27 protein-coding genes are annotated in these 24720 nt (G+C 29.5%); 4 read left to right on the forward strand and 23 right to left on the reverse strand.

Annotated features, from left to right (window positions below; genetic code table 11):
- Nucleotides 1-5: 5 nt before the first annotated feature.
- From miaA to C3E89_RS07955, 3 genes are all read left to right on the forward strand, one after another.
- Nucleotides 6-953, forward strand: coding sequence for a tRNA (adenosine(37)-N6)-dimethylallyltransferase MiaA (gene miaA, locus C3E89_RS07945; protein ID WP_236911904.1), 948 nt, complete (start codon nucleotides 6-8; stop codon nucleotides 951-953).
- 13 nt (nucleotides 954-966) lie between these two features.
- Nucleotides 967-1200: an RNA chaperone Hfq gene (gene hfq / locus C3E89_RS07950; RefSeq protein ID WP_236911905.1), complete on the forward strand. Its 234-nt coding sequence runs from the start codon at nucleotides 967-969 to the stop codon at nucleotides 1198-1200.
- 77 nt (nucleotides 1201-1277) lie between these two features.
- On the forward strand, nucleotides 1278-2582 hold the full coding sequence (locus tag C3E89_RS07955; protein ID WP_236911906.1) for a methionine gamma-lyase family protein: 1305 nt from the start codon (nucleotides 1278-1280) through the stop codon (nucleotides 2580-2582).
- 41 nt (nucleotides 2583-2623) lie between these two features.
- Here C3E89_RS07955 and lexA read toward each other — a convergent pair whose 3' ends face one another.
- Nucleotides 2624-3241 (reverse strand): transcriptional repressor LexA, encoded by a 618-nt coding sequence (lexA, locus tag C3E89_RS07960; RefSeq protein WP_236911907.1) that lies wholly within the window; start codon nucleotides 3239-3241, stop codon nucleotides 2624-2626.
- Between the two features lie 211 nt (nucleotides 3242-3452).
- Between lexA and C3E89_RS07965 the strand changes: the two genes are divergently transcribed.
- A complete protein-coding gene (locus tag C3E89_RS07965; protein ID WP_236911908.1) occupies nucleotides 3453-3773 on the forward strand; it encodes a LysM peptidoglycan-binding domain-containing protein in 321 nt (106 codons plus the stop codon).
- A 25-nt stretch (nucleotides 3774-3798) separates the two neighbouring features.
- Here the strand turns inward: C3E89_RS07965 and C3E89_RS07970 are convergent, their stop codons facing one another.
- From C3E89_RS07970 to C3E89_RS08075, 22 genes are all read right to left on the reverse strand, one after another.
- Nucleotides 3799-4782, reverse strand: coding sequence for a tyrosine recombinase XerC (locus C3E89_RS07970; protein ID WP_236911909.1), 984 nt, complete (start codon nucleotides 4780-4782; stop codon nucleotides 3799-3801).
- Nucleotides 4783-5284: 502 nt separating this feature from the next.
- Nucleotides 5285-5971: a HesA/MoeB/ThiF family protein gene (locus tag C3E89_RS07975; RefSeq protein WP_236911910.1), complete on the reverse strand. Its 687-nt coding sequence runs from the start codon at nucleotides 5969-5971 to the stop codon at nucleotides 5285-5287.
- A gap of 115 nt (nucleotides 5972-6086) precedes the next feature.
- Entirely contained in the window at nucleotides 6087-7280 is a 1194-nt protein-coding gene (locus C3E89_RS07980) for a pyridoxal phosphate-dependent aminotransferase (RefSeq protein ID WP_236911911.1), read from the reverse strand.
- 78 nt (nucleotides 7281-7358) lie between these two features.
- Nucleotides 7359-7748 (reverse strand): PadR family transcriptional regulator, encoded by a 390-nt coding sequence (locus C3E89_RS07985; RefSeq protein WP_236911912.1) that lies wholly within the window; start codon nucleotides 7746-7748, stop codon nucleotides 7359-7361.
- Nucleotides 7749-8564, reverse strand: coding sequence for a PHP domain-containing protein (locus tag C3E89_RS07990; protein WP_236911913.1), 816 nt, complete (start codon nucleotides 8562-8564; stop codon nucleotides 7749-7751).
- A 162-nt stretch (nucleotides 8565-8726) separates the two neighbouring features.
- Nucleotides 8727-8987 carry a stage V sporulation protein S gene (locus tag C3E89_RS07995; RefSeq protein WP_236911914.1) on the reverse strand — a complete coding sequence of 87 codons (261 nt, stop codon included), beginning with the start codon at nucleotides 8985-8987 and terminating at the stop codon, nucleotides 8727-8729.
- 24 nt (nucleotides 8988-9011) lie between these two features.
- On the reverse strand, nucleotides 9012-9272 hold the full coding sequence (locus C3E89_RS08000; RefSeq protein WP_005582731.1) for a stage V sporulation protein S: 261 nt from the start codon (nucleotides 9270-9272) through the stop codon (nucleotides 9012-9014).
- A 116-nt stretch (nucleotides 9273-9388) separates the two neighbouring features.
- Entirely contained in the window at nucleotides 9389-10918 is a 1530-nt protein-coding gene (gene rny, locus C3E89_RS08005; protein WP_336512965.1) for a ribonuclease Y, read from the reverse strand.
- Nucleotides 10919-11102: 184 nt separating this feature from the next.
- Entirely contained in the window at nucleotides 11103-11759 is a 657-nt protein-coding gene (locus tag C3E89_RS08010; RefSeq protein ID WP_236911915.1) for an ATPase, read from the reverse strand.
- Between the two features lie 4 nt (nucleotides 11760-11763).
- Nucleotides 11764-12015 (reverse strand): hypothetical protein, encoded by a 252-nt coding sequence (locus tag C3E89_RS08015; protein WP_236911916.1) that lies wholly within the window; start codon nucleotides 12013-12015, stop codon nucleotides 11764-11766.
- An 11-nt stretch (nucleotides 12016-12026) separates the two neighbouring features.
- Nucleotides 12027-13469 (reverse strand): AAA family ATPase, encoded by a 1443-nt coding sequence (locus C3E89_RS08020; RefSeq protein WP_236911917.1) that lies wholly within the window; start codon nucleotides 13467-13469, stop codon nucleotides 12027-12029.
- A gap of 1 nt (nucleotide 13470) precedes the next feature.
- Nucleotides 13471-14457, reverse strand: a complete 987-nt coding sequence (locus tag C3E89_RS08025; RefSeq protein WP_236911918.1) for a metallophosphoesterase family protein — start codon at nucleotides 14455-14457, stop codon at nucleotides 13471-13473.
- A gap of 40 nt (nucleotides 14458-14497) precedes the next feature.
- A complete protein-coding gene (gene recA / locus C3E89_RS08030) occupies nucleotides 14498-15541 on the reverse strand; it encodes a recombinase RecA (protein ID WP_236911919.1) in 1044 nt (347 codons plus the stop codon).
- Nucleotides 15542-15648: 107 nt separating this feature from the next.
- Nucleotides 15649-16869: a competence/damage-inducible protein A gene (locus C3E89_RS08035; protein ID WP_236911920.1), complete on the reverse strand. Its 1221-nt coding sequence runs from the start codon at nucleotides 16867-16869 to the stop codon at nucleotides 15649-15651.
- A 14-nt stretch (nucleotides 16870-16883) separates the two neighbouring features.
- Nucleotides 16884-17429, reverse strand: coding sequence for a CDP-diacylglycerol--glycerol-3-phosphate 3-phosphatidyltransferase (gene pgsA / locus C3E89_RS08040; RefSeq protein ID WP_236911921.1), 546 nt, complete (start codon nucleotides 17427-17429; stop codon nucleotides 16884-16886).
- Complete coding sequence (rimO, locus tag C3E89_RS08045; RefSeq protein ID WP_236911922.1) at nucleotides 17426-18754, reverse strand: 30S ribosomal protein S12 methylthiotransferase RimO; 1329 nt, start codon at nucleotides 18752-18754, stop codon at nucleotides 17426-17428. Before rimO ends, pgsA begins: the two co-directional genes overlap by 4 nt.
- A gap of 3 nt (nucleotides 18755-18757) precedes the next feature.
- Nucleotides 18758-20902, reverse strand: a complete 2145-nt coding sequence (locus tag C3E89_RS08050; protein WP_236911923.1) for an FtsK/SpoIIIE family DNA translocase — start codon at nucleotides 20900-20902, stop codon at nucleotides 18758-18760.
- Between the two features lie 49 nt (nucleotides 20903-20951).
- Nucleotides 20952-21782 (reverse strand): undecaprenyl-diphosphatase UppP, encoded by an 831-nt coding sequence (gene uppP / locus C3E89_RS08055; RefSeq protein WP_236911924.1) that lies wholly within the window; start codon nucleotides 21780-21782, stop codon nucleotides 20952-20954.
- Nucleotides 21783-21841: 59 nt separating this feature from the next.
- Entirely contained in the window at nucleotides 21842-22525 is a 684-nt protein-coding gene (locus tag C3E89_RS08060; protein ID WP_442870610.1) for a ClpP family protease, read from the reverse strand.
- Between the two features lie 123 nt (nucleotides 22526-22648).
- Nucleotides 22649-22888, reverse strand: a complete 240-nt coding sequence (locus C3E89_RS08065) for a YlmC/YmxH family sporulation protein (RefSeq protein ID WP_236911926.1) — start codon at nucleotides 22886-22888, stop codon at nucleotides 22649-22651.
- Nucleotides 22889-22989: 101 nt separating this feature from the next.
- On the reverse strand, nucleotides 22990-23421 hold the full coding sequence (dut, locus tag C3E89_RS08070) for a dUTP diphosphatase (RefSeq protein ID WP_236911927.1): 432 nt from the start codon (nucleotides 23419-23421) through the stop codon (nucleotides 22990-22992).
- Between the two features lie 9 nt (nucleotides 23422-23430).
- Nucleotides 23431-24705: a M16 family metallopeptidase gene (locus C3E89_RS08075; RefSeq protein WP_236911928.1), complete on the reverse strand. Its 1275-nt coding sequence runs from the start codon at nucleotides 24703-24705 to the stop codon at nucleotides 23431-23433.
- Nucleotides 24706-24720: the final 15 nt, after the last annotated feature.

Consider the following 24720-nt stretch of genomic DNA (forward strand, 5'->3'; position numbering starts at 1 on the left):
TATTATTGGAAACTAAAAAAGATTTATTGATTCTTCTTGGACCAACAGCTATAGGGAAAACATCAATTTCTATAGACTTAGCAAAAAAAATTAAAGGGGAAATAATATCAGCTGATTCTATGCAGATATATAAATACATGGATATCGGTACTGCAAAAATAAAAAAAGAAGAAATGGAGAATATTCCTCATTATTTAATTGATATAGTTTATCCTGATGAAGAATTTACGGTTGCGGATTATAAACATTATGCTGAAAAATACATTAATAAAATTAATAAAGCAAAAAAAATTCCTATAGTTGTTGGAGGCACGGGACTATATCTTAATTCCTTAGTATATGAATTAAAATTTGCTAGGGTTGAAGCTAATGAAAAATTTAGAAAAAGATATGATGAAATTGCAAATATACATGGTAATCAATATATCTATGATGAATTATCTAAGATAGATGAGGAATCAGCCAAAAGGATAAATCCTAATGATAGAAAAAGAATAATTAGAGCATTAGAAATATATTATGAAACTGGTAAACCAATGTCGCATTATAATAAGGACTTTAGAAAAGAAGTAGATAAATATAATTTAGTTATGGTTGGACTAACTATGGATAGGGCTAAATTGTATTCGCGTATAAATGAAAGAGTCGATATGATGATCATGGAAGGTTTAGTACAAGAAGTTAAAAAGCTATTATCAATGGGTTATAGTAAAGAATTAGTTTCGATGCAAGCTATAGGTTATAAAGAGATTATATCTTATTTAAACGGAAACATGGGTCTAGATAAGGCTATCGAAGTTCTTAAAAGAAATACAAGAAGATTTGCTAAAAGGCAATTAACTTGGTTTAGAAGAGATAATAGAATTTATTGGATTAATATCAATGAATATGATTCAATTGAACATATTAATGAACATATTATTAGTTATACAAAAAAGTTCATAAATATATAAGGGAGGGGAATATGTGAAGACTATAACAAACCTACAAGATGTTTTTCTTAATAAGGCAAGAAAGGATAATAATACTATTACCATTTATCTAATTAATGGATATCAGATAAGAGGTGTTGTTAAAGGTTTCGATAATTATACTATTATATTAGACAGTGAGGGAAAACAACAGCTTATATATAAACATGCTATATCTACAATCATACCTGTTAAGCCTATTAATTTAATAAATAATAATACAGACTAGGAATTACTTAATTAACAAATGTCTCTGAACTTATCAGAGGCTTTTGTATTTACTAATAATTAGAAAGGCGATGTAATATGGATAAGGATACAATAAATATATTATGTAAACATTATGGTTTAAATAAAAATGTAATTGAATTTGTAAATTCAAAAGAAAAGTTGATTTTAGATAAATTTAATTATATTAATAAGATAAAGGAGTACAATCAATATAAAATAATAAAAAGCATGCAAGATGCTAAATTGAGTTCTACAGATTTCAACTGGACTACTGGATATGGATATGGTGATATAGGTAGGGATAAAGTTGAGGAAATTTATTCATTAGTTTTTAATGCAGAAGATGCTTTAGTAAGACCTACTATTGTATCAGGAACTCATGCAATTACCCTCACATTAGCAGGTCTATTAAGGCCTGGAGATGAGTTCATTTCTATAACAGGTACTCCATATGATACGTTATTAAAAGTAATCGGAGTTAAAGGGGATCAAAAAGGTACATTCTTAGACTATAGTATTAAGTACAATGAAATACCATTAATAAATGATAGTATTAATGTAGAAGAAACAATTAAAAATATTAGCAATAATACTAAATTGTTATTAATTCAAAGATCTACAGGATATAGTGATAGAAAAGCTATACCCATGGATGAAATGGAAAGAGCTATAAAAGAGATTAAAAAAATTTATAAAAACATTATTATTATGGTAGATAATTGCTATGGCGAATTTACAGAAAAAAAAGAACCTACTGATGTAGGAGCAGATATCATGGCAGGGTCATTGATTAAAAATCCAGGTGGAGGTATAGCATTAACCGGAGGCTATATAGTAGGTAAATCTGAACTAGTTGAACAAGTAGCCAATAGAAGCACTGCACCTGGTCTAGGAAAAGATTGTGGCTTGACCTTTGGTACAACCCGTTCTACATTACAAGGTCTTTTCCTAGCTCCTCACGTAGTCTCAGAAGCTATAAAAGGAGCCTTATTAGTTGGTATTGTTTATAAAGAACTAGGATTTGAAATTGTACCTGAAATAGATGATGTTAGAAGTGATATAATTCAAGCCGTAAAATTAAGATCTCCGGATAGAGTTGTCGAGTTTTGCAAAGGCGTTCAAAAAGCAGCGGTTGTAGATTCTTATGTAACTCCATTACCATGGGATATGCCTGGATATGAAGATAAGGTAATAATGGCTGCAGGAGGTTTCATAGATGGATCTTCAATAGAATTAAGTGCTGATGGTCCCATGAGAGAACCTTTTTTTGCCTATTATCAAGGGGGGCTAACTTATGAGCACTGTAAGCTTGGTGTAATAAATTCATTAAACAACCTATATAATAACAATTTAATTGATAAAAATAAGCTAACTTATTAGTTAGCTTATTTTACCGTAAATCGATATTAATATATATGCTTTTAAAACTTTCTATACAATCCTATAACTTTTCCTAAAATACTTACTTCTCTTACTAATATAGGAGACATAGCTTCATTTTCTGGTTGTAGTCGAATATAATCCTTTTCTTTGAAAAATCTTTTAACGGTTGCTTCATCTTCTAATAGCGCCACCACAATATCTCCATTTATAGCATGGTTTTGTTGCTTAACTAGTACATAATCACCGCTTAGTATACCAGCTTCTATCATACTATCACCTTGGACTTCCAACATAAAAAGGGGCCCCCGTTCAGCCATTTCGATAGGAACTGGAAAAGTATCTTCAATATGTTCTACTGCCAAAATTGGTTGACCAGCAGTGACTTTTCCTATTATAGGTATATCTACAGTTTTTTTAACTGCAAATAAAGAATCTTCATCCCTATCAAGGATTTCAATAGCTCTTGGTTTAGTAGGATCTTTTCTTATATAACCTTTTGTTTCTAGTTTTTCTAGATGCCTATGAACAGTAGAAGTAGATTTCAAATTTACGCCTTTACATATTTCTCTCACAGATGGAGGATATCCCTTTTTTTGAATTTGACTTTTCATGAAATGTAAAATCTCTAATTGAGTTTGATTTAAATCTTCATACACGTTATACACCTCCCATAAATTTAAAGTATAAGAACAAGACTAGTCATTAAACATGACTTAGCCATCCAATTATTAATTTAGTTCATTATATCATAGAAAAAATAAATATTCAAACGTTAGTTCTTTTTTTAAAAAACTATTGACAAGGAACTTATGTTTTATTAGAATATAATTAGAACAAACGTTTTGAACTAATGTGCGAGGTGATTTTATGAAAAAAGTTAAATATAAAATTGTTAACAAAAGAAGATTTACAATCTTTGTTATCACTACAATGATTATAGCAATAGCTATTATTTTTATGTTTACTAAGAATCAGAAAGTTTATAGCTCTACATACAAACATGCCTATACCGAATTAATAGTTAAAAAAGGAGATACATTGTGGAATATAGCTATTGAAAATATGCCAGAAAATTATGATGTAAGAAGAATGATATTTGAAATAAGGGAATTCAATAAAATGGAAAACGCTGATATCTATCCTGGAGATTTGTTAAAAATACCTATCAAACATAACCCCAATGAATAATGGGTAGGCTGTAAAAGCCTACCCATTATTCATTGCTATCAGTAAAGTTAGGTTTAACATTTGCTAAAGGATTACTTTTCACGGCGTCTCTTAACCTTTCATCATCTATATGGGTATATATTTGAGTAGTAGAAACATTTTCATGGCCTAGAATGGCTTGTAAAGCTCTTATATCTACATTGCCATACTTATACATTAACGTAGCAGCAGTATGTCTTAATTTATGAGTTGAATAAATAGAAGTATCAAATCCTGCTTTCTCCAGATATCTATCTATCATATGTTGAATAGCCCTATTACTCATTCTATTTTTCCTCATACTTAAAAAAAGAGCATTTGTATCTACTCCATCTTTTGGTCTTACACTTAGATAGTCCTTTACAGCGTCCACACAAGCTTGATTCAAGTATATAGTTCTTTCTTTATTCCCTTTACCAATGACTGTCAATGTATCGGCTTTAATTTTTGTGATATCTATACTGGACAACTCAGATAGTCTTAAACCACAATTTAAAAATAACATAACAATTGCATAATCACGTTTCCTAAAAAAATCACTTTTATTTTCTAGAATGGTATTCAATAGTCTTTCACATTCATTTAAAGTGAAATGGACTGGTTGTCTAACATCGGTTTTAGGAAATTCAAGCCCATCAGCAGGATTTTTACTAATTAAATTTACCTTTAAATAAAGATAATCAAAGAATGATTTTAGACTTGCGACTTTTCTAGACTTAGCAAAATTTCCATTATTTCTATTTTTATCAACGTAAGATATGAAAGAGTGTAGATCCTGAATATTGATTTTTTTAACCAATTCAATATCTACATCTTCGATGTCAATATCTTCGAATGGAATGCTATCATCTACAAGCTTGTATCTTAATTTTATAAATCTAAAAAAAGTACGTAAATCAAAAAAATATTCCTTCGCAGTGTTATGAGAAGTACCTTTAATCGTCTCCATGTAATTTAAATAATCTTCAAGTATCAATGGTGTTCCATACATTATACCCCTCTTTTCTGTATTTTGATATAAATAGTCACAAAATACTTATTTTGTGACTATTTATATATTCGACATAAATATATAATTTCCTTCTTTTTTATGATATATTTTTAAGAATTAATATAGTTAAAATTAAATTTATATTTTGATATTCTTTTTATTATTTAGATCTAATTTTAAAAACTAATTTTATCACAATATAAACTTAGCTTTTAAGCAAAACTCAAGCCAACCGTATTAATTATAATAGCTTTAAAAAAACTAGCTCCAGTTTCGTTTATAATAGCTTTTTATAATCACTGTCATGGGTTTATATGTTTATTCATTATAAATCCATTTATAGGACGTATGGGGCCTAACATTTGAATATTCTCTTAATATACTTAACAATCCTTTATCTATAAATAAATTCTAAACATCGTATTTTAGGATAGAATCATAGTATAGACTAATTTCATGAAAATAATTGAAAATGAAAATAAACAATACTAAATATCTATGTTTATTCTATATGGATTATATCATAACTATTATTTAATAAATCTATAAGTAGTATTTTTTTCCTTAAAAGATCTCCTCTGTTTATTAAAATTTTTATTACTTCTGCTACTTCTATAGAAGCTATAAGTGGTGGTATAAAAGATGGATTTCCCAACTTTTTCTCAATCCCTTTCTCTCCCCTACTATCTTTAGGATATAAAAAGTCTAAAGTATTATCATTAGGAAAAATGGTAGTAACTTGTCCATAAAATCCACCAATAGCTCCATGTACCATGGGTATATTTAACTTTGATGAAGTAGACTGAATTAAGATTCTCGTTTTTATATTATCAAGGGCATCTATAATTACATCATGATCTTTTAGAAGAGATGTTGAGTTAGATTGATCTATCATCATATCTATAGCATTTATATAAGTATGAGGATTGATCAATTCGATTCTTTTTTTAGCTTCTATGGATTTGCTTTTTCCCATATTTTTTGTGTGACTTACTAATTGTCGATTTAAATTGGTTTCATCAAATACATCACCATCTATAGCAGTAATATATTCAACACCAATCCTTGCTAACATTTCAATTATATAGCCGCCTAAGCCCCCACATCCAACAACACAAACTTTACTGTTATTTAATATCTTAATTTCTTCTACTGATAAAGCTTCCATATTTCTTATATATCGTTCCATTACATATCACCTACTATAAGTATATTAATATTCAAGAAGGTTTACATAAATTTATTATGTAAACCTTCTATAGAAGTTAATCGCTTTAATGGATTATTGTACTATGTCAAATATATTAGTCGCTTTCTACAATATTTTTAATTCTTTCAAGTCCTTTCTCTATGTTTTCCATAGATGTTGCATAAGATAATCTTATATAATCATCATCACCAAATCCTATTCCAGGAATTACTGCAACCATTCCTTTATCAAGTAGTATTTTTGCTAAATCCAAAGAATTATTTATTTTAGTCCCTCCAATAGTCTTTCCTTTTAGTTGAGTAATATTAATCATAACGTAAAATGCTCCCTTTGGCTTTCTACAATTAAGCCCTTCTATGGAATTTATTTTTTCCACCATAAAGTTTCTTCTTTTATTGAACTGCTCTTTCATTTCATAAATACTACTCTGATCTCCTAATAAGCCTTCTACACTAGCATATTGAGATATTGAGCAAGGATTAGAAGTAGTGTGGCTTTGAATATTGCTCATTATTTTTGTTATATCTTCATGAGCTGCTGCAAATCCAATTCTCCATCCTGTCATAGCATAAGCTTTAGACATTCCATTTATTACTATTGTGAGTTTCTTTATATCAGGGTTAATCGAAGCAATACTTATATGTTCTCCGTCATATACTAATTTTTCATAAATCTCATCAGATATAACGAATATATTATTTTTAATAGCCCAATTTGCAATCTCTATTAACTCTTGTTTTTCATAAATTGCTCCTGTTGGATTGCTTGGACTATTTAATATTAAAGCTTTCGTTTTATCTGTTAAAGCTTGATCTAAATCTGCCATTGTAAATTTAAAATCATTTTCTTCCTTAGTTTTTATGTATACGGGATTTCCGCCAGATATTTTGATTAGCTCAGGATAACTAACCCAGTATGGAACACTTACTATTACTTCATCTCCAGGATTTATAATTGCCATTAAAGCATTATATATTGAATGCTTAGCTCCACTAGATATAGTGATATTGCTGGTCGTATAATCTAGGTTGTTTTCGGATTTGAATTTTTTACATATAGCCTTTTTTAACTCTATAATTCCTGATGCTGGTGTATATCTAGTCATCCCTTCGTTAATTGCTCTAATTCCCTCATTCCTGATATTTTCAGGAGTATTAAAATCTGGTTCTCCTGCCCCAAAACTTATTACGTCTAATCCTTCTGCTTTCATAGCTTTTGCCTTAGCAGTAATTTCTAATGTTACAGATGGTGAGATTTTTAATCCTTTTTCTGATAAACTTAAGTTCATAATAAAGCCCTCCTATTTTGTTTAATATTAATATAGCTTATCATTAGAGTAAAAATATATTTTATATATAAATTAAAATCATAGTTTCATCCCATAAATATCTTTTAATACACTTTTAACAATAGACAAAGAGTCCTCAAAACTAGATTTATATTGCAATAAAATAATTTGATAATGTTTATACCCATCATCTGTTAATCGATACCTTCTTATAGATCTTTTATCAGGTTCTTCCCACCATCCAGTAACATATCCTTCCTCTTCTAATTCTCGCAATAAAGGATATACCATTCCAGGGCTTGGCTCCCATTTGTTATGCAGCCTACTCTTAATTTCCTCTATAATCTCATTTCCATAATAACTTTTTTCCTTTAATAAATGTAAAATATATAATTTTACAAAAGAAGTAGTACTGATTTTAGAAGGAAACTGCCTGTTTCTTTCACTTTTAAAATTAGAATTTGTCAATTAGATCCTTCCTTTCATAATAGGAATATCATAGATATCAATATAATATTTACCTAATAAATAATCCCCATCTATTATATGTCCATGACAATCAGATCCGCCAGTTATTATTACTCCAAGTTTTCTACTAATTTCTATTAAAGACTTCACATCCTCATCATTATGTTTTGAATGGATTACTTCTAGTCCATCGATTCTATTATCAATGCAATAATATATAATGTCTTTATCGATTAAAAGACCAGGATGTGCAAGTACAGCTATGCCATTAGATTCGTGTATTAAGTTAATTGTCTCTACTAATGTGAGTGTATCTCTTTCTACATATGCTGGCATACCTCTATTGAGCCATTTATTAAAAGCATCTTGTATACTAGTAACGTATCCTCGATTAATTAAAGCTCTAGCTATATGAGGCCTACCAATATAATCTTTATTAGATAACTTCTTTACTTCATCGATAGTTAATTCCATACCAAGATCATTTATTTTTTTAATCATTTCAAGACCTCTAGCAATACGATTTCTACGTAATCTTTTAGTAATATCAATTATTTTTTTCTCTTTATAATCTATAAAGTAACCAAGTATATGAACTTCCTCATTCCTAAAAATACATCCGAACTCAATTCCTGGTATAACTTTAATATTGCCTACTTTATTACTATAAGCAATAGCTGGTTCTACTCCTAAAATAGTATCATGATCTGTAATAGCAATACCATCTATATTCTTTTTTAAAGCTAAATCTACAACTTGTTCTGGGGCAAGTAACCCATCAGAAAAAGTTGTATGTACATGTAAATCGAAAATCATAATAACTCTCCTTTGTCTTTTACAATTATATTATATACAATTACCATCCCATGTATCAAGATATATCAAGATATAAATGAATATTTAATGATTTACTATACAATTCAAAAATAAAAAACCTACTATATTTAGTAGGTTTTTTCATTTTACTCGCTTTAAAAATTACCTTGGCTCTACGATTAACTTAATAGCTGTCCTTTCTTCGCCATCAATTTCAATGTCAGTAAAAGCGGGTATACAAATTAGATCGATTCCACTAGGCGCTACGAATCCCCGTGCTATGGCTACTGCTTTAACTGCTTGGTTTAAAGCACCTGCACCAATAGCTTGGAGCTCAGCATTACCCTTTTCTCTTAATACACCTGCTAGCGCTCCTGCTACAGAATTTGGACTTGATTTTGCTGATACTTTTAATACATCCATTAAAACATCCCCCTTAAGATTTCACTATCTTGGTTCTACGATTAACTTAATAGCTGTCCTTTCTTCACCATCAATTTCAATGTCAGTAAAAGCGGGTATACAAATTAGATCGATTCCACTTGGCGCTACGAATCCTCGTGCTATGGCTACTGCTTTAACTGCCTGGTTTAAAGCACCTGCACCAATAGCTTGGATTTCTGCATTGCCCTTTTCTCTTAATACTCCGGCTAGCGCTCCTGCTACAGAATTTGGACTTGATTTTGCTGATACTTTTAATACATCCATTAAAATATCCCCCTCTACACTATTTTATTAATATATTTTATGTTTATATATTAATTCTACAGTTATTGTTAAAATCCTCTTTTATTTTGAAAAATTATAAAAAAAAAACAAAAGTTTTACTTAGCATATTCTATAGCTCTAGTTTCTCTAATAACATTTACCTTTATTTGACCAGGATAATCTAGTTCTGCTTCTATTTTCTTTACTATATCTCTGGCAGTAAGAACTATTTCATTATCACCTACATCTTCAGGTTTAACCATAATTCTTAATTCTCGACCTGCTTGTATGGCATAAGATTTTTCTATACCTTCAAAAGAGTTAGCGATTTCCTCCAGCTTCTCTAATCGCTTAATATAAGCTTCTAATGTTTCCCTTCGTGCTCCTGGTCTTGCAGCTGAAATTGCATCTGCAGCTTGTACTAACACTGCTTCTACTGTACCAGGTTCTGTATCTCCATGATGAGCAGCAATGCAATGTAGTACTTCCCTAGATTCTTTATACCTTCTGGCTAAATCTACACCTATATCAACATGTGGACCTTCCACTTCATGATCTACTGCTTTACCTATGTCATGAAGTAAACCTGCTCTTTTAGCCACTTTAACATCAGCACCTAATTCAGAAGCCATAACTCCAGCAAGGTGTGCTACCTCTATAGAATGTCTAAGCACATTTTGTCCATAACTAGTTCTATATTTCAATCTTCCTAGAAGTTTTATTAATTCAGGATGAAGTCCATGAATCCCTGTATCAAATGCAGCCTGCTCCCCTTCTTCTCTAATAACATTGTCTACATCTTTTTTGGCTTTTTCCACCATTTCTTCTATCCTTGCAGGATGGATTCTTCCATCAATAATCAATTTTTCTAATGCAATTCTCGCTATTTCCCTTCTAATGGGATCAAATCCGGACAGCACTACAGCTTCAGGGGTATCATCTATTATTAAATCAATACCTGTTAAAGTTTCTAAAGTTCTAATATTTCTACCTTCTCTACCGATAATTCTACCTTTCATTTCATCATTAGGTAAAGCAACAACAGTTACGGTAGATTCTGCCACATGATCTGCTGCACATTTTTGGATGGCACAAGATATTATTTCTCTTGCTTTCTTTTCTGATTCTTCCTTAGCTTTATTTTCCATCTCCTTAATGAGAAGAGCTGATTCATGCGCTATTTCTTTTTTAATATCATTTAATAATAGCTCTTTTGCCTCATCGGAAGTTAGGCCTGAAAGTCTTTCTAATTCTTCTACTTGTTTACTATACAATTCCTCAATAAGACCTTCTCTCTGGTCTAGTTCTTTGGATTTTCTATCAAGACTATCTTCCTTTTTCTCTAAGGATTCAAGCTTTCTATCTATAGATTCCTCTTTGTGTAATAAACGTCTTTCTTGTTTTTGAATTTCAGTCCTTCGCTCCCTGTTTTCTCTTTCATTTTCAATTCTTATTCTATGAATTTCTTCCTTTGCTTCTAATAAAAGCTCTTTTTTACTTGTTTCAGCATCCCTATTTGCATCCTCAATAATTTTTTTAGCTAATTCTTCAGCATTTCCTATTTTTCTTTCACCGATGGTTTTTCTTATATAAAAACCAATAATGATCCCTATAATAGCAATTAAGATGTTAATTATAAGATCAATAACGATGCACCTCCTATTCTATTTAGTTTTCAAGTTTCATACCACATATTCTTTTTAAACAAGATCATTAGGTAAAAATATAAACCGAGTAGCTTAGGCCTTCGGCTTATATAGCATACAAATGAATTTTGTATATTTAGGTACGATTACATTTTATTACTTTTAAATAAATATGTCAAGAGGATTAATTAGGCGTTATCTTTTCTATATGACTTTCCGACCCTTTCATACTAACCCTATAAGCATTTGTGCCAATAGATGAAAGATGATTATTATGAGTAACCATAATTATTTGTCTATCAAACATCTCTGATGTTTTTTTTAAAAAATCTGCTACATTAAAAATATAATCCTCGCTTACATGTTTAGCAGGTTCATCTAAAATTAGTGGTCCTTCTATCCTAGGTTTATGAACTTGAAGGAATGCTATACGTAAAGCTAAAGATATGATATCCACGACTCCCCCACCGCGGGATTGCTCAGGTTTTGTTTTAATTACAGTATTATCTGCCTCAGTAATAACAAAAAACTCCGCATTTGGTTTCCCATATAGTTCCTCAATTTCTATTTTAAATTCTATATTGCTTTCAAAAATATATTGCAAACAATTAGTTACTAACGATTCGATTTGTATTTTCGCTTGATTTCTAGCAAACTCTGAAGTCCTCTGAAGAAGTAAACTTACTTTTTCTATCAAATCAATTTGTAATTGAATATTTTTTATTAAATCGTTATTCTCATTAATTTGTTCTAATATTTTTTCCTTTTTACCTTGCTCTTTTGAAATAAAAGAATCAATTTTATTTATATAACCATCTAAAGTTTCATAACTATTTATCATTGTATCACTTCTTTTCTAGAATATCCTTTGGTAATAATCTATTTGCTTCTTTAAACAGTCCGTCTATTTCTGACTGTAATCTTTTAATTTCCTCTTCTAATTCATCAGGATTTACTCCTAATTCTTTTAGTTCTCTTATAATTTCTTGTTGTTGATTGTTAAGTTGCTCTAGTCTGGCCTCAGCTCTATACTTTAAACTTTTTGCCTTTTCAAGATTTTCCCGTAATTCATTAAGATCCTTTTCATAATCTTTCAAGATTTTTCCTCCTATCTATAGTTATTTATTATCTCCTCAATTCTATACTTATCAATATCACTAAAACATAGAGGACATACCTCTAATTTGGATAAAATTGTTTTATATTGCTTTAAATGAATACTCATTTCCTTTTTTACTTTTGACAAACCCTTTTCAATTTCAAATTTTCTAGTTATAGTAGCATAATATTTACTGTAATAATCCTTTAATTGATTTAACTGATTGATTTTAAAATCTAACAAACTTTCAATCTGAGAAATGTTGTCAATAAGGGACAATTTTTCTATATAAGTTTTTCCAACAGCAAGGCTTCTATTGATGTTATCAAATTGTTCTTTTAAATTTAGCAATTTACTAATTCTTAAGTACTCCTTTTCAATAATAGCAATCTTTTCTTCTATTTCTTCAGTTTCCTTAAATATTTCCAATATTCTTTTATTGTTTAATATTGAAGTCGAAATTTCATCAACTACTTTAGAAACTTTGTATAAATTGTTAGTCCTATTTATAAAGGAGTTTACTTGGTTAGTTATTTCCGATATTTTGTCAATGTTTTTTAAGGTAACTAGCAAATTTTTATTATAGTTAATGTCATTTTGAATCCTAATTAATCTATTATATCCATTAAATATAAAATTAAAATCTTTAATTTTATTAGTTAGTTCTTTTTGAATATCAGTTATTGTATTAAGACTTTCCAATTTATTTAAGTAATCTTTCAATAATGCAATTTCTTTATTTATCTTTATTAAATTCTTCGATATCTGAACTAATTTATTTAATTTGCTTTGATAATTATAAATATTGTTTCTAATAATTTTTAATTTTTCTGTCTTTGTCTTTAGATCATCCAGATAATCATACTCTGATAAATTATTTTTTAAATTTTCTAGTATTTCCTCGTGATTTTTTCTCTTAATATTTAAATTTCTAATATCTTTTAATGTATCTTTTAAAGCATCATCTATTATATGAACTCCAACTAATCTTCCAATAGCATTAGCTCTAGTTGAATTTTTTTCAGAAAGTAAGAAAGGCCCTTCTAACTGCTCTCCAATATTTATTGAACTAGATTGGTTACTATCCAAAATTATCTTTCTCATAGAAGTTCTCTCTATTATTTCTCGAGGAACTTTTGTTCCAAACCCTTCAAACACTGTTTCTTTTCCCTCAGAATCGTATAAATAATAAGCATTCTTAGTTTTATTTCTATATCTCTTAATTTTTGACCCATCACTGAAAACTATTGTTACACTGCACTCGTTCTCTCCTTCCCGAATAAAAAAATCCCCAGAAGGTTCATTGAATAAAGCCCATTTGATACCTCTGATTATAGCAGTTTTACCATGATCAGATGGACCTACAATAACATTTAAATATTGGTCAAATTCAACCTCTGTATATTTATGAGATTGAAAATTTTCTAAAATTATTTTTTTAATATATCTCATATTAAAATTCATCTCCTAAAGTTTTCATTTGGGAATGAGAAATCCTTCTAAGAGCCTCTTTCTTTATATCATCAGATACTCCTTCCGTATTAGAAACCTCCATCAAAATTTCATTTATTTCTAATTTTTCAAAGTTCACAGCTGTATCGATAGATTGTTTAAATTCAAACAATCTCTCATTCTTAAATATATGATTTTCAATCTCTTTTCTGTCTAGGATCTCTTCGCCTTTTGAAGCAGTTTTTAAATTTATAAGCTTAACACCAATAGAATCTTCTAAATCTATGATAGCTACTTTGGGAATTCGTTCTATTTCAGCTAAACTATTAGTAACCCTTATAAGACTCCCTGGATTGACAAAATACTTATTATCGACTTTTATTATGCCAAATCCCGAATGATAGTGTCCAGACAAAGTTATATGAGCCTTTGTGTGTTTTATATGGTCAATTAAAGTATAAGGAATACCTTGAAAAAAGGGCTTATTCAATAACATACCATGAACCATATGTATTGCATAATCTACATCTTCTGGTATTTTCTCTATTATATAATTTGACCTATTTAATTCATTATCAACATTGTAAGTATATGGTTGACCAGTCAGTTGTACCTTAATTCCATCCTTTCTTAAATAAACCACTTCATCTTTATTGATTATTCTAACAACTTTTAGAGTATCTAAAAGTCCAAGCATGGTTCTATTAATTGTATCAGGATTATGCCCATAAACATCATGATTCCCACAAACAATATATATAGGAACTTCGAAATTATTCAATATAGAAGCAAAATTACCAACTATGGAAACCGATATATCTGGTCTATCGAATAAATCTCCACCATGTAATACATAATCAATATTGTGATCTTCTATTATTTTTATAATTTCTTTAAATTTTCTTTCTAATGTTTCAGGAAGATTGTCCTTTCTATTTTTAGGCGTAGTACCTCTTATATGAGTATCAGTTAAAAAAAGTAACTTCAAATAAAACACTCCTTATAAATAAACCTCCTAATTAGGAGGTTTATTTGGTTTTTTCTTTGTCTTCCTTTTCTTTTTTAACTTTTTTATCTGAATCCAAGCCAAATTTTTCTCTTATTTTTTCTTCAATTTCTAATGTAATTTCAGAATTCTCCCTTAGAAAATCTTTAGCATTTTCTCTACCTTGGCCAAGCCTATGCTCTCCATAGCTATACCAAGAGCCAGATTTATCAATAATTTCAGCTACAACTCCAGCATCTAAAATATTACCTTCTTTGGATATACCTAAACCATACATAATATCAAATTCTGCTTGTTTAAAAGGTGGAGCTACCTTGTTTTTTACCACCCTAACTCTAGTTCTGTTCCCTATAACACTATCGCCCTGTTTTATTGAATCTATCCTTCTTACATCTAATCGTATACTTGAATAGAATTTTAAAGCTCTACCTCCTGTAGTGGTTTCAGGATTACCAAACATAATTCCAACTTTTTCTCTCAGTTGATTAATAAAAATTACAGTTGTATTTGACTTATTTATCGCTCCAGCCAATTTTCTTAATGCCTGTGACATTAGTCTAGCTTGTAATCCCACATGGCTATCACCCATTTCCCCTTCTATTTCAGCTTTTGGTACTAATGCAGCAACTGAATCTACAACAACGATATCTACAGCCCCACTTCTTACTAAAGCTTCTGTTATTTCTAGTCCTTGCTCTCCAGTATCAGGTTGAGATACTATAAGATTCTCAACATCTACTCCTAATTTTTTAGCATAATTTGGGTCTAAAGCATGTTCTGCGTCAATAAAAGCAGCTATACCATCTCTTTTTTGTGCTTCAGCTATAACATGTAATGCAACTGTTGTTTTCCCCGAGGATTCAGGTCCATATATTTCTATAATTCTTCCTCTAGGAACACCTCCAATACCTAATGCAATATCCAAATCTAAAGAGCCAGTCGGTATAACTTCCATCTTCTCAATTTTGGTATCACCTAATCTCATTATAGATCCTTTACCAAATTGTTTTTCGATTTGGCTAATAGCCACATCTAAAGCTTTATTCTTTTCATTCTTATCGGCCATATTTCTCCAGTTAAACTGGACTCACCACCCTTCACATTTTGGAACATGAGTTCTAAGATTATTGTATAATAATCTGATCTTTTAGTCAATTGATAAATATACTTTTCTCATAAAATCTTTCTTAGCTCGTCAAAAGCCCTTAACGCAGCCCTATTTTGAATAGATTTTCTCTCTCCACTAAAAATAGATTTAATAGCATAAGAACTATCTTTGGTTGCAATACCTATAAAAACAAGTCCAACTGGCTTTAATTCAGAACCGCCGGAAGGTCCTGCTATACCTGTGGTAGATAATGCTATATCTACTCCAGTTTTACGAAGAAGCCCTTTAGCCATTTCTATAGCCACCTGTTCACTTACAGCTCCATATTTATCCAATGTATTTTTATTAACATCTACCTCTTCCACCTTTGAAATATTAGAGTAGGTTATAATTCCTCTATCAAATACCTGAGAAGCGCCTGGTATCCTAGTTAACTTAGTAGATATTAAACCTCCTGTACATGATTCGCAAAAAGCTATTTTCATATTTTTACTTTTTAGTTTTTTAAATACTATCTCTTCTATGCTTTCATCTTCATAACTGTAAATATATTGTGCTATCCTATCTTCAATTTTACTTATCATATCTTCTAACATGCTATTTACTTCCGTTTCATCACAACCCTTAGCAATAATTTTAATATCCACCCGTCCTTCCTTAGCGTAAGTAGCCAAAGATGGATTATTTTGCTCTTTTATAATATCTAATAGTAGAGTTTCTAAAGAAGATTCACCTATTCCTATAGTATTAATAGTTTTAATTTTAATGATAAAATCTTGTTGAATTAGAGGTATCACATATTTATTAAACATTAATGCCATTTCTTTAGGAGGTCCTGGTAGTAATATTATTTTTCTTCCATTCCATTCAATATAGATTCCAGGAGCAGTTCCAATTTCATTTGTTAAAAACTTAGCACCTTTAGGGAGATAGGCTTGTTTGGTATTATTAGAAGGCATGTTTTGATCTTTTTCACTGAAATATTTTTTTATGTTGTCTTCCATTATTTTATTTAATTCTAAATCAAGGCCTAAAGTCTTGCTTACAACTTCTTTTGTTATATCGTCAGATGTAGGTCCTAATCCACCAGTAAATATTAATATATCTGATCTTTCTAATCCTATTTTGATTACTTGTTCTAATGATTTTGGGTTATCCTTTACCGAAGTATGATATAATACATCAACTCCAATTTCCCATAGTTTTTTAGACAAATAATAGGTATTTGTATTCAATGTACTACCTAATATTATTTCAGTCCCTACTGATATTATTTCAGCAATCATCCCAATCACCTCAGCTATTTTTTACTAGTTGTCAAAACATGTTTGTTTTTATATAGATAATCCACTCCAGATACCACAGTAAAAAATAATGAAATATACAACATAATAATATCAAATGAAAAATTTATCAATCTGAATGGAAAATTATCTATTAATAAACTGATTATAGCTATCAACTGTGTAATGGTCTTTATCTTACCTAAAGAACTAGCAGCGATCGTTATTCCCTCTGAAGCTGCAATAATTCTAAAACCGGTAATTGTAAATTCTCTAGCTATAATTATTACCACAATCCAAGCTGGTACTTTACCAAGTTGAACCAAAGAAATTAGAGCTGTAGAAACTAATAACTTATCTGCCAAAGGATCTATAAATTTACCAAAGGTAGTTACTTGCCCCCTGCTTCTAGCAATATATCCATCTATCCCATCTGTTGCTGAAGCTATAGTAAAAATCAAAGCTGCAATATAAGTATTATTACTAAAATCAGAAAGCAATATTATCATGAATAGAGGTATCATAAGTACCCTTAATAGAGTAATTTTATTTGCTAAATTCATTCTATAATCTCTCCAATCAAATCATATTCTAAACAATCAGTAACTAATACATTTACAAACTGACCTATTTCAAGAGGCTTCTTAGACCGAATATATAATATTCCATCTATATCTGGACTGTCCATATAACTTCTACCTATATATATCCCATCTTCATATATATTTTCTATTACAGTTTCATAAGTGTTTCCAACTTTTCCCTTGTTTAAGTAATAAGATATCCCTTGTTGAAGCTCCATAATCCTATTTCTTCTATATTCTTTAACAGCTTCATCTACCTGATTATTAAAATTATTAGCAGGTGTACCTTCTTCTCTTGAATAAGTGAACACTCCTAGCCTATCAAATTTAGCACTTTCTACAAATTCATAAAGTTCATCAAAACTACTATCGTCTTCTCCAGGAAATCCTACTATAAAAGTTGTTCTTAGAATAATACCTGGGATTTCTTTTCTCAATATTGATATTAAGTTCTCAATATCTTCTTTTGAAATTTGTCTATTCATCTTTTTTAATATTTGGTTGTTAACATGTTGTAAAGGTATGTCTAAGTATTTAACTACTTTATCATTATTTTTAATTGATAAGATTAATTTAGATGTAATATTATCTGGATATAAATAAAGTAATCTTATCCATTTTAACCCTTCAATAGTGTTAAGATTATCTAGTAATTCATTTAATTTATATTCTCCATATAGATCTATTCCATAGTCCGTAGTATTTTGTCCAATTAATATGATCTCTTTCACACCATTTTTAACCAAATATTTTGCTTCATTAATAACATCTTCCATCTTTCTACTTCTATGTTTACCCCTTAATTCAGGAATAATACAATATGTGCAGTGATTGTTGCAACCTTCGGATATTTTAACGTATTCAGTAGTTCTGAAACTTTGCCTATTAATTTCTTCTAAATAATTTTCATTTATATTTTCCGTAATCTTTAACTTGTTATTTCCTTTCTCTAATTCATAGATAATTTTAATAATATCTTTTATATTACCTGTGCCTATTACTCCATCAATATCATCAATTTCCTCTAAAAGCTCTTTAGAATATCTTTCCGCTAAACATCCTGCTAATATAATATATTTACATGATCCTTCTTTTTTATACCTTGTCATCTCCCAAATGGTCTCTATAGATTCTTCTTTTGCAGCCTCTATAAATCCACAAGTATTTATAATGATGATCTCTGACTCTTCTAAAGAGTTTGTCATTTTATAGTTATTTTTCTTCAAAATTCCCATCATTAATTCTGAGTCTATTTCATTCTTTGAACAGCCTAATGTTACAATAGAAACCTTTTTTTCATTCATATATTATCTCTCCTTGAATAAAGAATCAATTTCATCTTTAGAAACAAGTACCTTTCTTGGTTTACTTCCTTCATGACCACCAACGATATTTAACTCTTCCATCTCATCAACTATTCTTGCAGCTCTTGCATATCCAATCTTCAATTTTCGTTGAAGCAGAGATATTGAAGCCTGTCCTTCTTCCGTTACTAAACTTGCTGCTTTTGGTAGCAGTTCATCTGTGTCACCTAAAATATTATCTAATTCTATTTCACTTTGTATAGTTTCAATTATTTCATTATCATACTCTGTCAAATTTTGTGCTTTTAAAAAGCTTACAACTTCTTCAACTTCCATATCGCTTATAAAGGCTCCTTGTACACGAATCGGTTTTGAAAGATTTGAAGGATAAAAAAGCATATCTCCCTTTCCCAGTAATTTTTCAGCACCGACCATGTCTAATATAGTCCTAGAGTCCACCTGAGATGACACAGCAAAAGATATCCTTGAAGGTATATTAGCTTTAATAGTACCAGTTATAACATCTACAGAAGGCCTCTGAGTTGCTACAATCAAATATATTCCAGCTGCCCTTGCCATCTGAGCTAGTCTACATATAAAATCCTCTATTTCTTGGGCCGCTACCATCATTAAATCAGCCAGCTCATCAATAATAATAACAATACTAGAAAGTTTTTCATCTTTTTTATTCCGATGTTTTTCATTATACCCACTAATATCTCTCACATTGTTTTTAGCAAATAATTTATATCTTCTTTCCATTTCTTCAACAGCCCAGTTAAGTGCAGAAGCAGCTTTCCTAGGCTCAGTAACTACAGGTATTAACAAATGGGGTATACCGTTATAAATACTTAATTCAACTACCTTAGGGTCAATTAGTAAAAGCTTCACATCATCAGGATGGGCTTTAAATAATATGCTCATTATAATAGTGTTGATACAAACACTCTTGCCTGAACCCGTTGCTCCAGCAATTAAAAGATGGGGCATTTTATCTATACTTGAAACTATAGGTGTACCAGATATATCTTTTCCTAGTAATAAAGGTATATTGCTATCTAGGGACATATATTCTTCAGATTGTAATATCTCTTTCAACCCAACATTGTCCTTTATTCTATTTGGGACTTCAATTCCTACTGCAGCTTTTCCCGGTATTGGTGCTTCAACTCTAATATCAGATGTAGCTAAGTTTAAAGCTAAATCATCTGATAAATTAACAATCCTACTTACTTTAACACCTGGTGCAGGCTGTAATTCATAACAAGTAATAGATGGTCCTTTATTGATTTGGATAATAGACGCATCAATACCAAAGTTTTTCATAGTTTCCTCAATTTTTTTTGCATTATTTAATATTTCTTTTTTATTATGAGGATCTTGTTTTTTCTCAAAATCATTTAATAGTTCTAAAGGAGGCAGTGTATAATTTTCTATCACATTGCTGTTTTTATTAATTATCATTTCATCATTAATTGATGCCTTTGTTTTATTTTTATTTTTAGACTTTTTAGTATGGTCATGGATAACTATTTCTTTATCAATATCAATATTATTTTCTTTATTTATCTTGGATGCTTTTTCTTTAGCATTAGTATTTATTTTAAAATTGGTTACATTTTTTTTCTTCAATTTTAGTTTTGTTACAAAGTCTTTTATTCTTACTTCAGTGAATAGTAATACAGAAATTAAAATAATAAAACCAATTACAATATAGGACCCTACTGAACCAAATAGTTTTAAAAATAAAAATCCAAAAACTGATCCAATAAACCCTCCCCCCAATCCTTCTTTGCTTAATTCTATAGAATTAGCAATTTTTGAAGAAAATCTTGCACCAGTTTGAGATTTAATATCAACTAAAGTCAAGAAACATAAAAATAAAATAAGTAAGTAAATAGACTTTATATCTTTATTAATATCAAATCTATTTATAATAAACAATAATCCTACAGCAATAATAATAAGAGGAAATATATAGCCCCCAAAACCCATAAGGGTGAAAAATATACTTCGTAAAAATACTCCGATAATACCAGTTTTATCACTAATTAGACTGATTGCAGATAAAACGCCAAAAGAAATAATTATTATTCCTATAATTTCTCTTGCAATATCAATGTTTTTTCTTTTCTTCTTTTTACTCAAGAAGATCACCACCTCTTGAACAAGTTTAATATGAAATTATTCATATTTATTATTTTATAAAGGATGATACAATTGTTATTAATCCTATTATCCATAAATAGTAGGAAAAATAATGTAGTTTATCTTTTTTAAGTATTCTTATTAAAAGTTTTATCGCAAATACTCCAACTATTGTTGATAATGAAACTCCTATTATCAAAGGCATTGTAAAAGCTACTTGGCTATTTGTTTTAATAACTTCTCGTATTCCTAGTAATCCTGCTCCAAATGTTGCAGGTAAAGCTAATAAAAAAGAAAATTCAGTAGCCAAGGATCTGTTTAATCCTCTAAACAATCCAGCTACAATAGTAGAACCAGATCTAGATATGCCTGGTATTATAGCTACACCTTGAAATGTACCTATGATTAACCCATCTAGAAAGCTCATATTTCTAACTCTTTTATTTTCATAACTTTTATTATTTGCAATCCATAATAGAATACCAGTAACTATAAAAGCTATACCTATAGGAAGTATAGAAGATGAATAAAGCTTCTCGAAAAAATCTTCAAAAGCTAGTCCAATTACAGCAGTAGGTATGCTACTTACTATAATAAGTATACCTAATTTTTGATAATCGTTTCTTATCTTAAGTTTTCTATTAACAATACAATTTTTAACCATTTTAATAAACTCAACAACTATCTTTATTATATCATTAAAGTAAACTATTACTATAGATATTAAAGTACCAAAATGAAGCATCTCGGTAAAAAAAAGATTTCCTTCTCTTATACCAAAAAAATGTTGTAAAATTACTAAATGTCCAGAACTGCTAATGGGTAAAAATTCAGCAATCCCTTGAAATATTCCTAGAATAACTGCTTGAACTAGTGTCAATTCAATTCCCCCTTTAATTCATATTCTCATGTTATTATAGCACAATTTATACTGTTAGACTATGGATTTTTAGTGTTGATAAAGCTATTTAACTTTCTCAGTGCTTGGCTAAATCCTCCAACTTCATCTATTAAACCATAGTTAACAGCATCTTTGCCAATAAGTATGGTGCCAACATCATTAGCTAATTCATCAGTAGAATACATCAACTCCCTTAAAGTATGCTTGTTAATTTTAGATGTTCTTAAAATAAAGTTAATGATTCTTTTCTGCATCTTTTCAAAATATCTAAAGGTTTGAGGAACACCAATTACTAATCCTGTAGTTCTTATAGGATGGATTGTCATCGCTGCTGAGGGTACTATAAAAGAATAATCCGAAGCAGTGGCTAAAGGAACACCTATGCTATGCCCTCCACCTAATACTAAAGACACTTTAGGTTTATCAATACTATTTATCAGTTCTGCTAATGCTAATCCAGCTTCTACATCTCCACCTACAGTATTTAGTATAATAAAGATTCCTTCAATCTTAGGATCTTGCATTGAAGCAATTAACATAGGTATTATATGCTCATATTTAGTTGTTTTTTTATCGGAAGATGAAATATTATGACCTTCTATTTCTCCTATTATAGAAATAAATTGAATATTGTTTTCAAAATTAGGTGCTTTTGGTGTTCCTAACTCCTTTACATTATCAATCAAATTATCGCTATTATTAACTGTATCATTATTCACAATATAACCTCCATCATATTAATCATATCTATTATTATAGTCTTAACTTTTTTGATTATAATATGCTTAAATAGAATAAAAAAGATAATGTATTAAACCTGATTCCTAGAATCAGGTTTATAATATTTAAAGTTCCACTATTATCATATCATTTCCAATCTTCCTAATAGTATCCCAAGGTATTTCAATCTCTGTATTTTCACCAAATAACCTAAGTTGTAACTTCCTTTCAGGTACTAATAATGTTATTATTTTACCTGTTTTTTTATCAACTATAATGTCTGAATCAGCTATTATTCCAAGTCTTTGACCATTATTTAAATTTATTATTTCTTTACCACCTAATTCACTAAGCATTATTGTCATATTATCATCTCCTTTAATTTATATTATATAATATGTTTTTATTATAAATGTATGTCATATCATTTATGATAACATTAGATATGATAATATGACAGGGTAAATTAATACCCTGTATGTCCAAAACCTCCATCTCCTCGATCTGTAGAATCCAATGTTGAAACTTGAACAAACTCAGCCTTCTCATATTTTACAATCACTAATTGGGCAATTCTATCACCTTTATTAATTGTATATGCTTCTTTGCCAAAATTGATTAAAACAACTCCTATTTCTCCTCTATAATCACTATCTATAGTTCCGATTCCATTAACTAATGATATCCCATGTTTCAAAGCTAGTCCGCTTCTTGCTCTTATTTGAGCTTCATAACCATTAGGTATAGATATATATAATCCTGTTGGAATTAATACTCTTTCCATAGGATTAATGGAAATTGGATTATCTATATTAGCATATAAATCCATGCCCGCAGATCCTTTAGTCTTATAGTTAGGAAGAGGAAAATCACTTTTATTTACTATTTCTATTTTCATAATATCACCTCAACTAAAAAATATTTCTTTTAAATTATTGTCAAGTCTTTGTTGATTCGTAATATCCCCTACATAGGCTATATTATATTTGCTTTTATCAAAGATTTTATGGACTATTCTTTCAATATCTTCTATTTTTACATCATCGATTTTTTTCAACACTTCTTCTGGAGTTAGAGTTTTACCTAATAACAATGCAGATCTTCCCATATCTAACATTCTACTGAAAGTACTTTCCATCCCAAGTATATAATTACCTTTTATCTGTTCTTTGGATTTTCTTAATTCATCTTTAGTTATTAAATCAACTTTCAAATTCTTTATATCTTCATTTATAAGCTTGGCCACATTGATGATTTGATCTACACTTAGGCCAGCATATATAGTAAACGCCCCTATATTTTGAAAGGATGTAGCATGGGAATAAATAGAATAAACTAACCCCTTTTCCTCTCTGATTCTTTGAAATAGCCTAGAACTCATACTTCCACCAAAAATATTATTCATAACTAATATAGGATATAGATCTTCAGAATCTCTTTTAACGCCTTCCATTCCTACACAAAAATTTAATTGTTCAATATCTTTTTGCTTACTACTTAGTTTTTGTCTAAAATCTGGTATATCATTATATTTTAGACTACTATTAAAATAAGTTGAGCCATTTTTAAAGTAATTATTTAAAACTTTTAAAGTTTCCTTAGAATCAAAATTACCTACTATTGAAATAACAATATTTTCAGGAATATAATTTTCATAAAAATATTTCAAAATTGAATTTCTATTTAAATTGCTTATAGTATCAAATGATCCCAATATAGGCAGAGCTAATGGAGTATTTTCAAACATAAGTTCACTTAATAAATCATAAACTATGTCCTCTGGTGAATCTTGATACATTTTTATTTCTTCATAAATTACTCCTTTTTCCTTTTCAATAGATTCCACATCAAAAAGAGAGTTATTAAACATATCAGATAAAAGCTCTATAGCTCTTGGTAAATGCTTATCTAATACTTTAATATAGAAACAAGTATATTCTGTACTTGTGAAAGCATTCATTTGCCCTCCAATATCGTCTATTGAACCAGCAATATCCATGGCTGTTCTATTTGTAGTACCTTTAAATAACATATGCTCAATAAAATGTGAAACTCCGTTTATATACCTGTCCTCATTCGTAATACCAGCATTTACTAACACCCCAATAGAAACTGAATTAACATATGGAATTCTCTCCATAACCACCTGAATTCCATTATCCAACTTATCCTTAAAGTACATTTTTGTCCTCCTAAT

The organism is Clostridium sp. Cult1 (assembly GCF_021655095.1).
Taxonomy (GTDB): Bacteria; Bacillota; Clostridia; order Tissierellales; family Tepidimicrobiaceae; genus Schnuerera.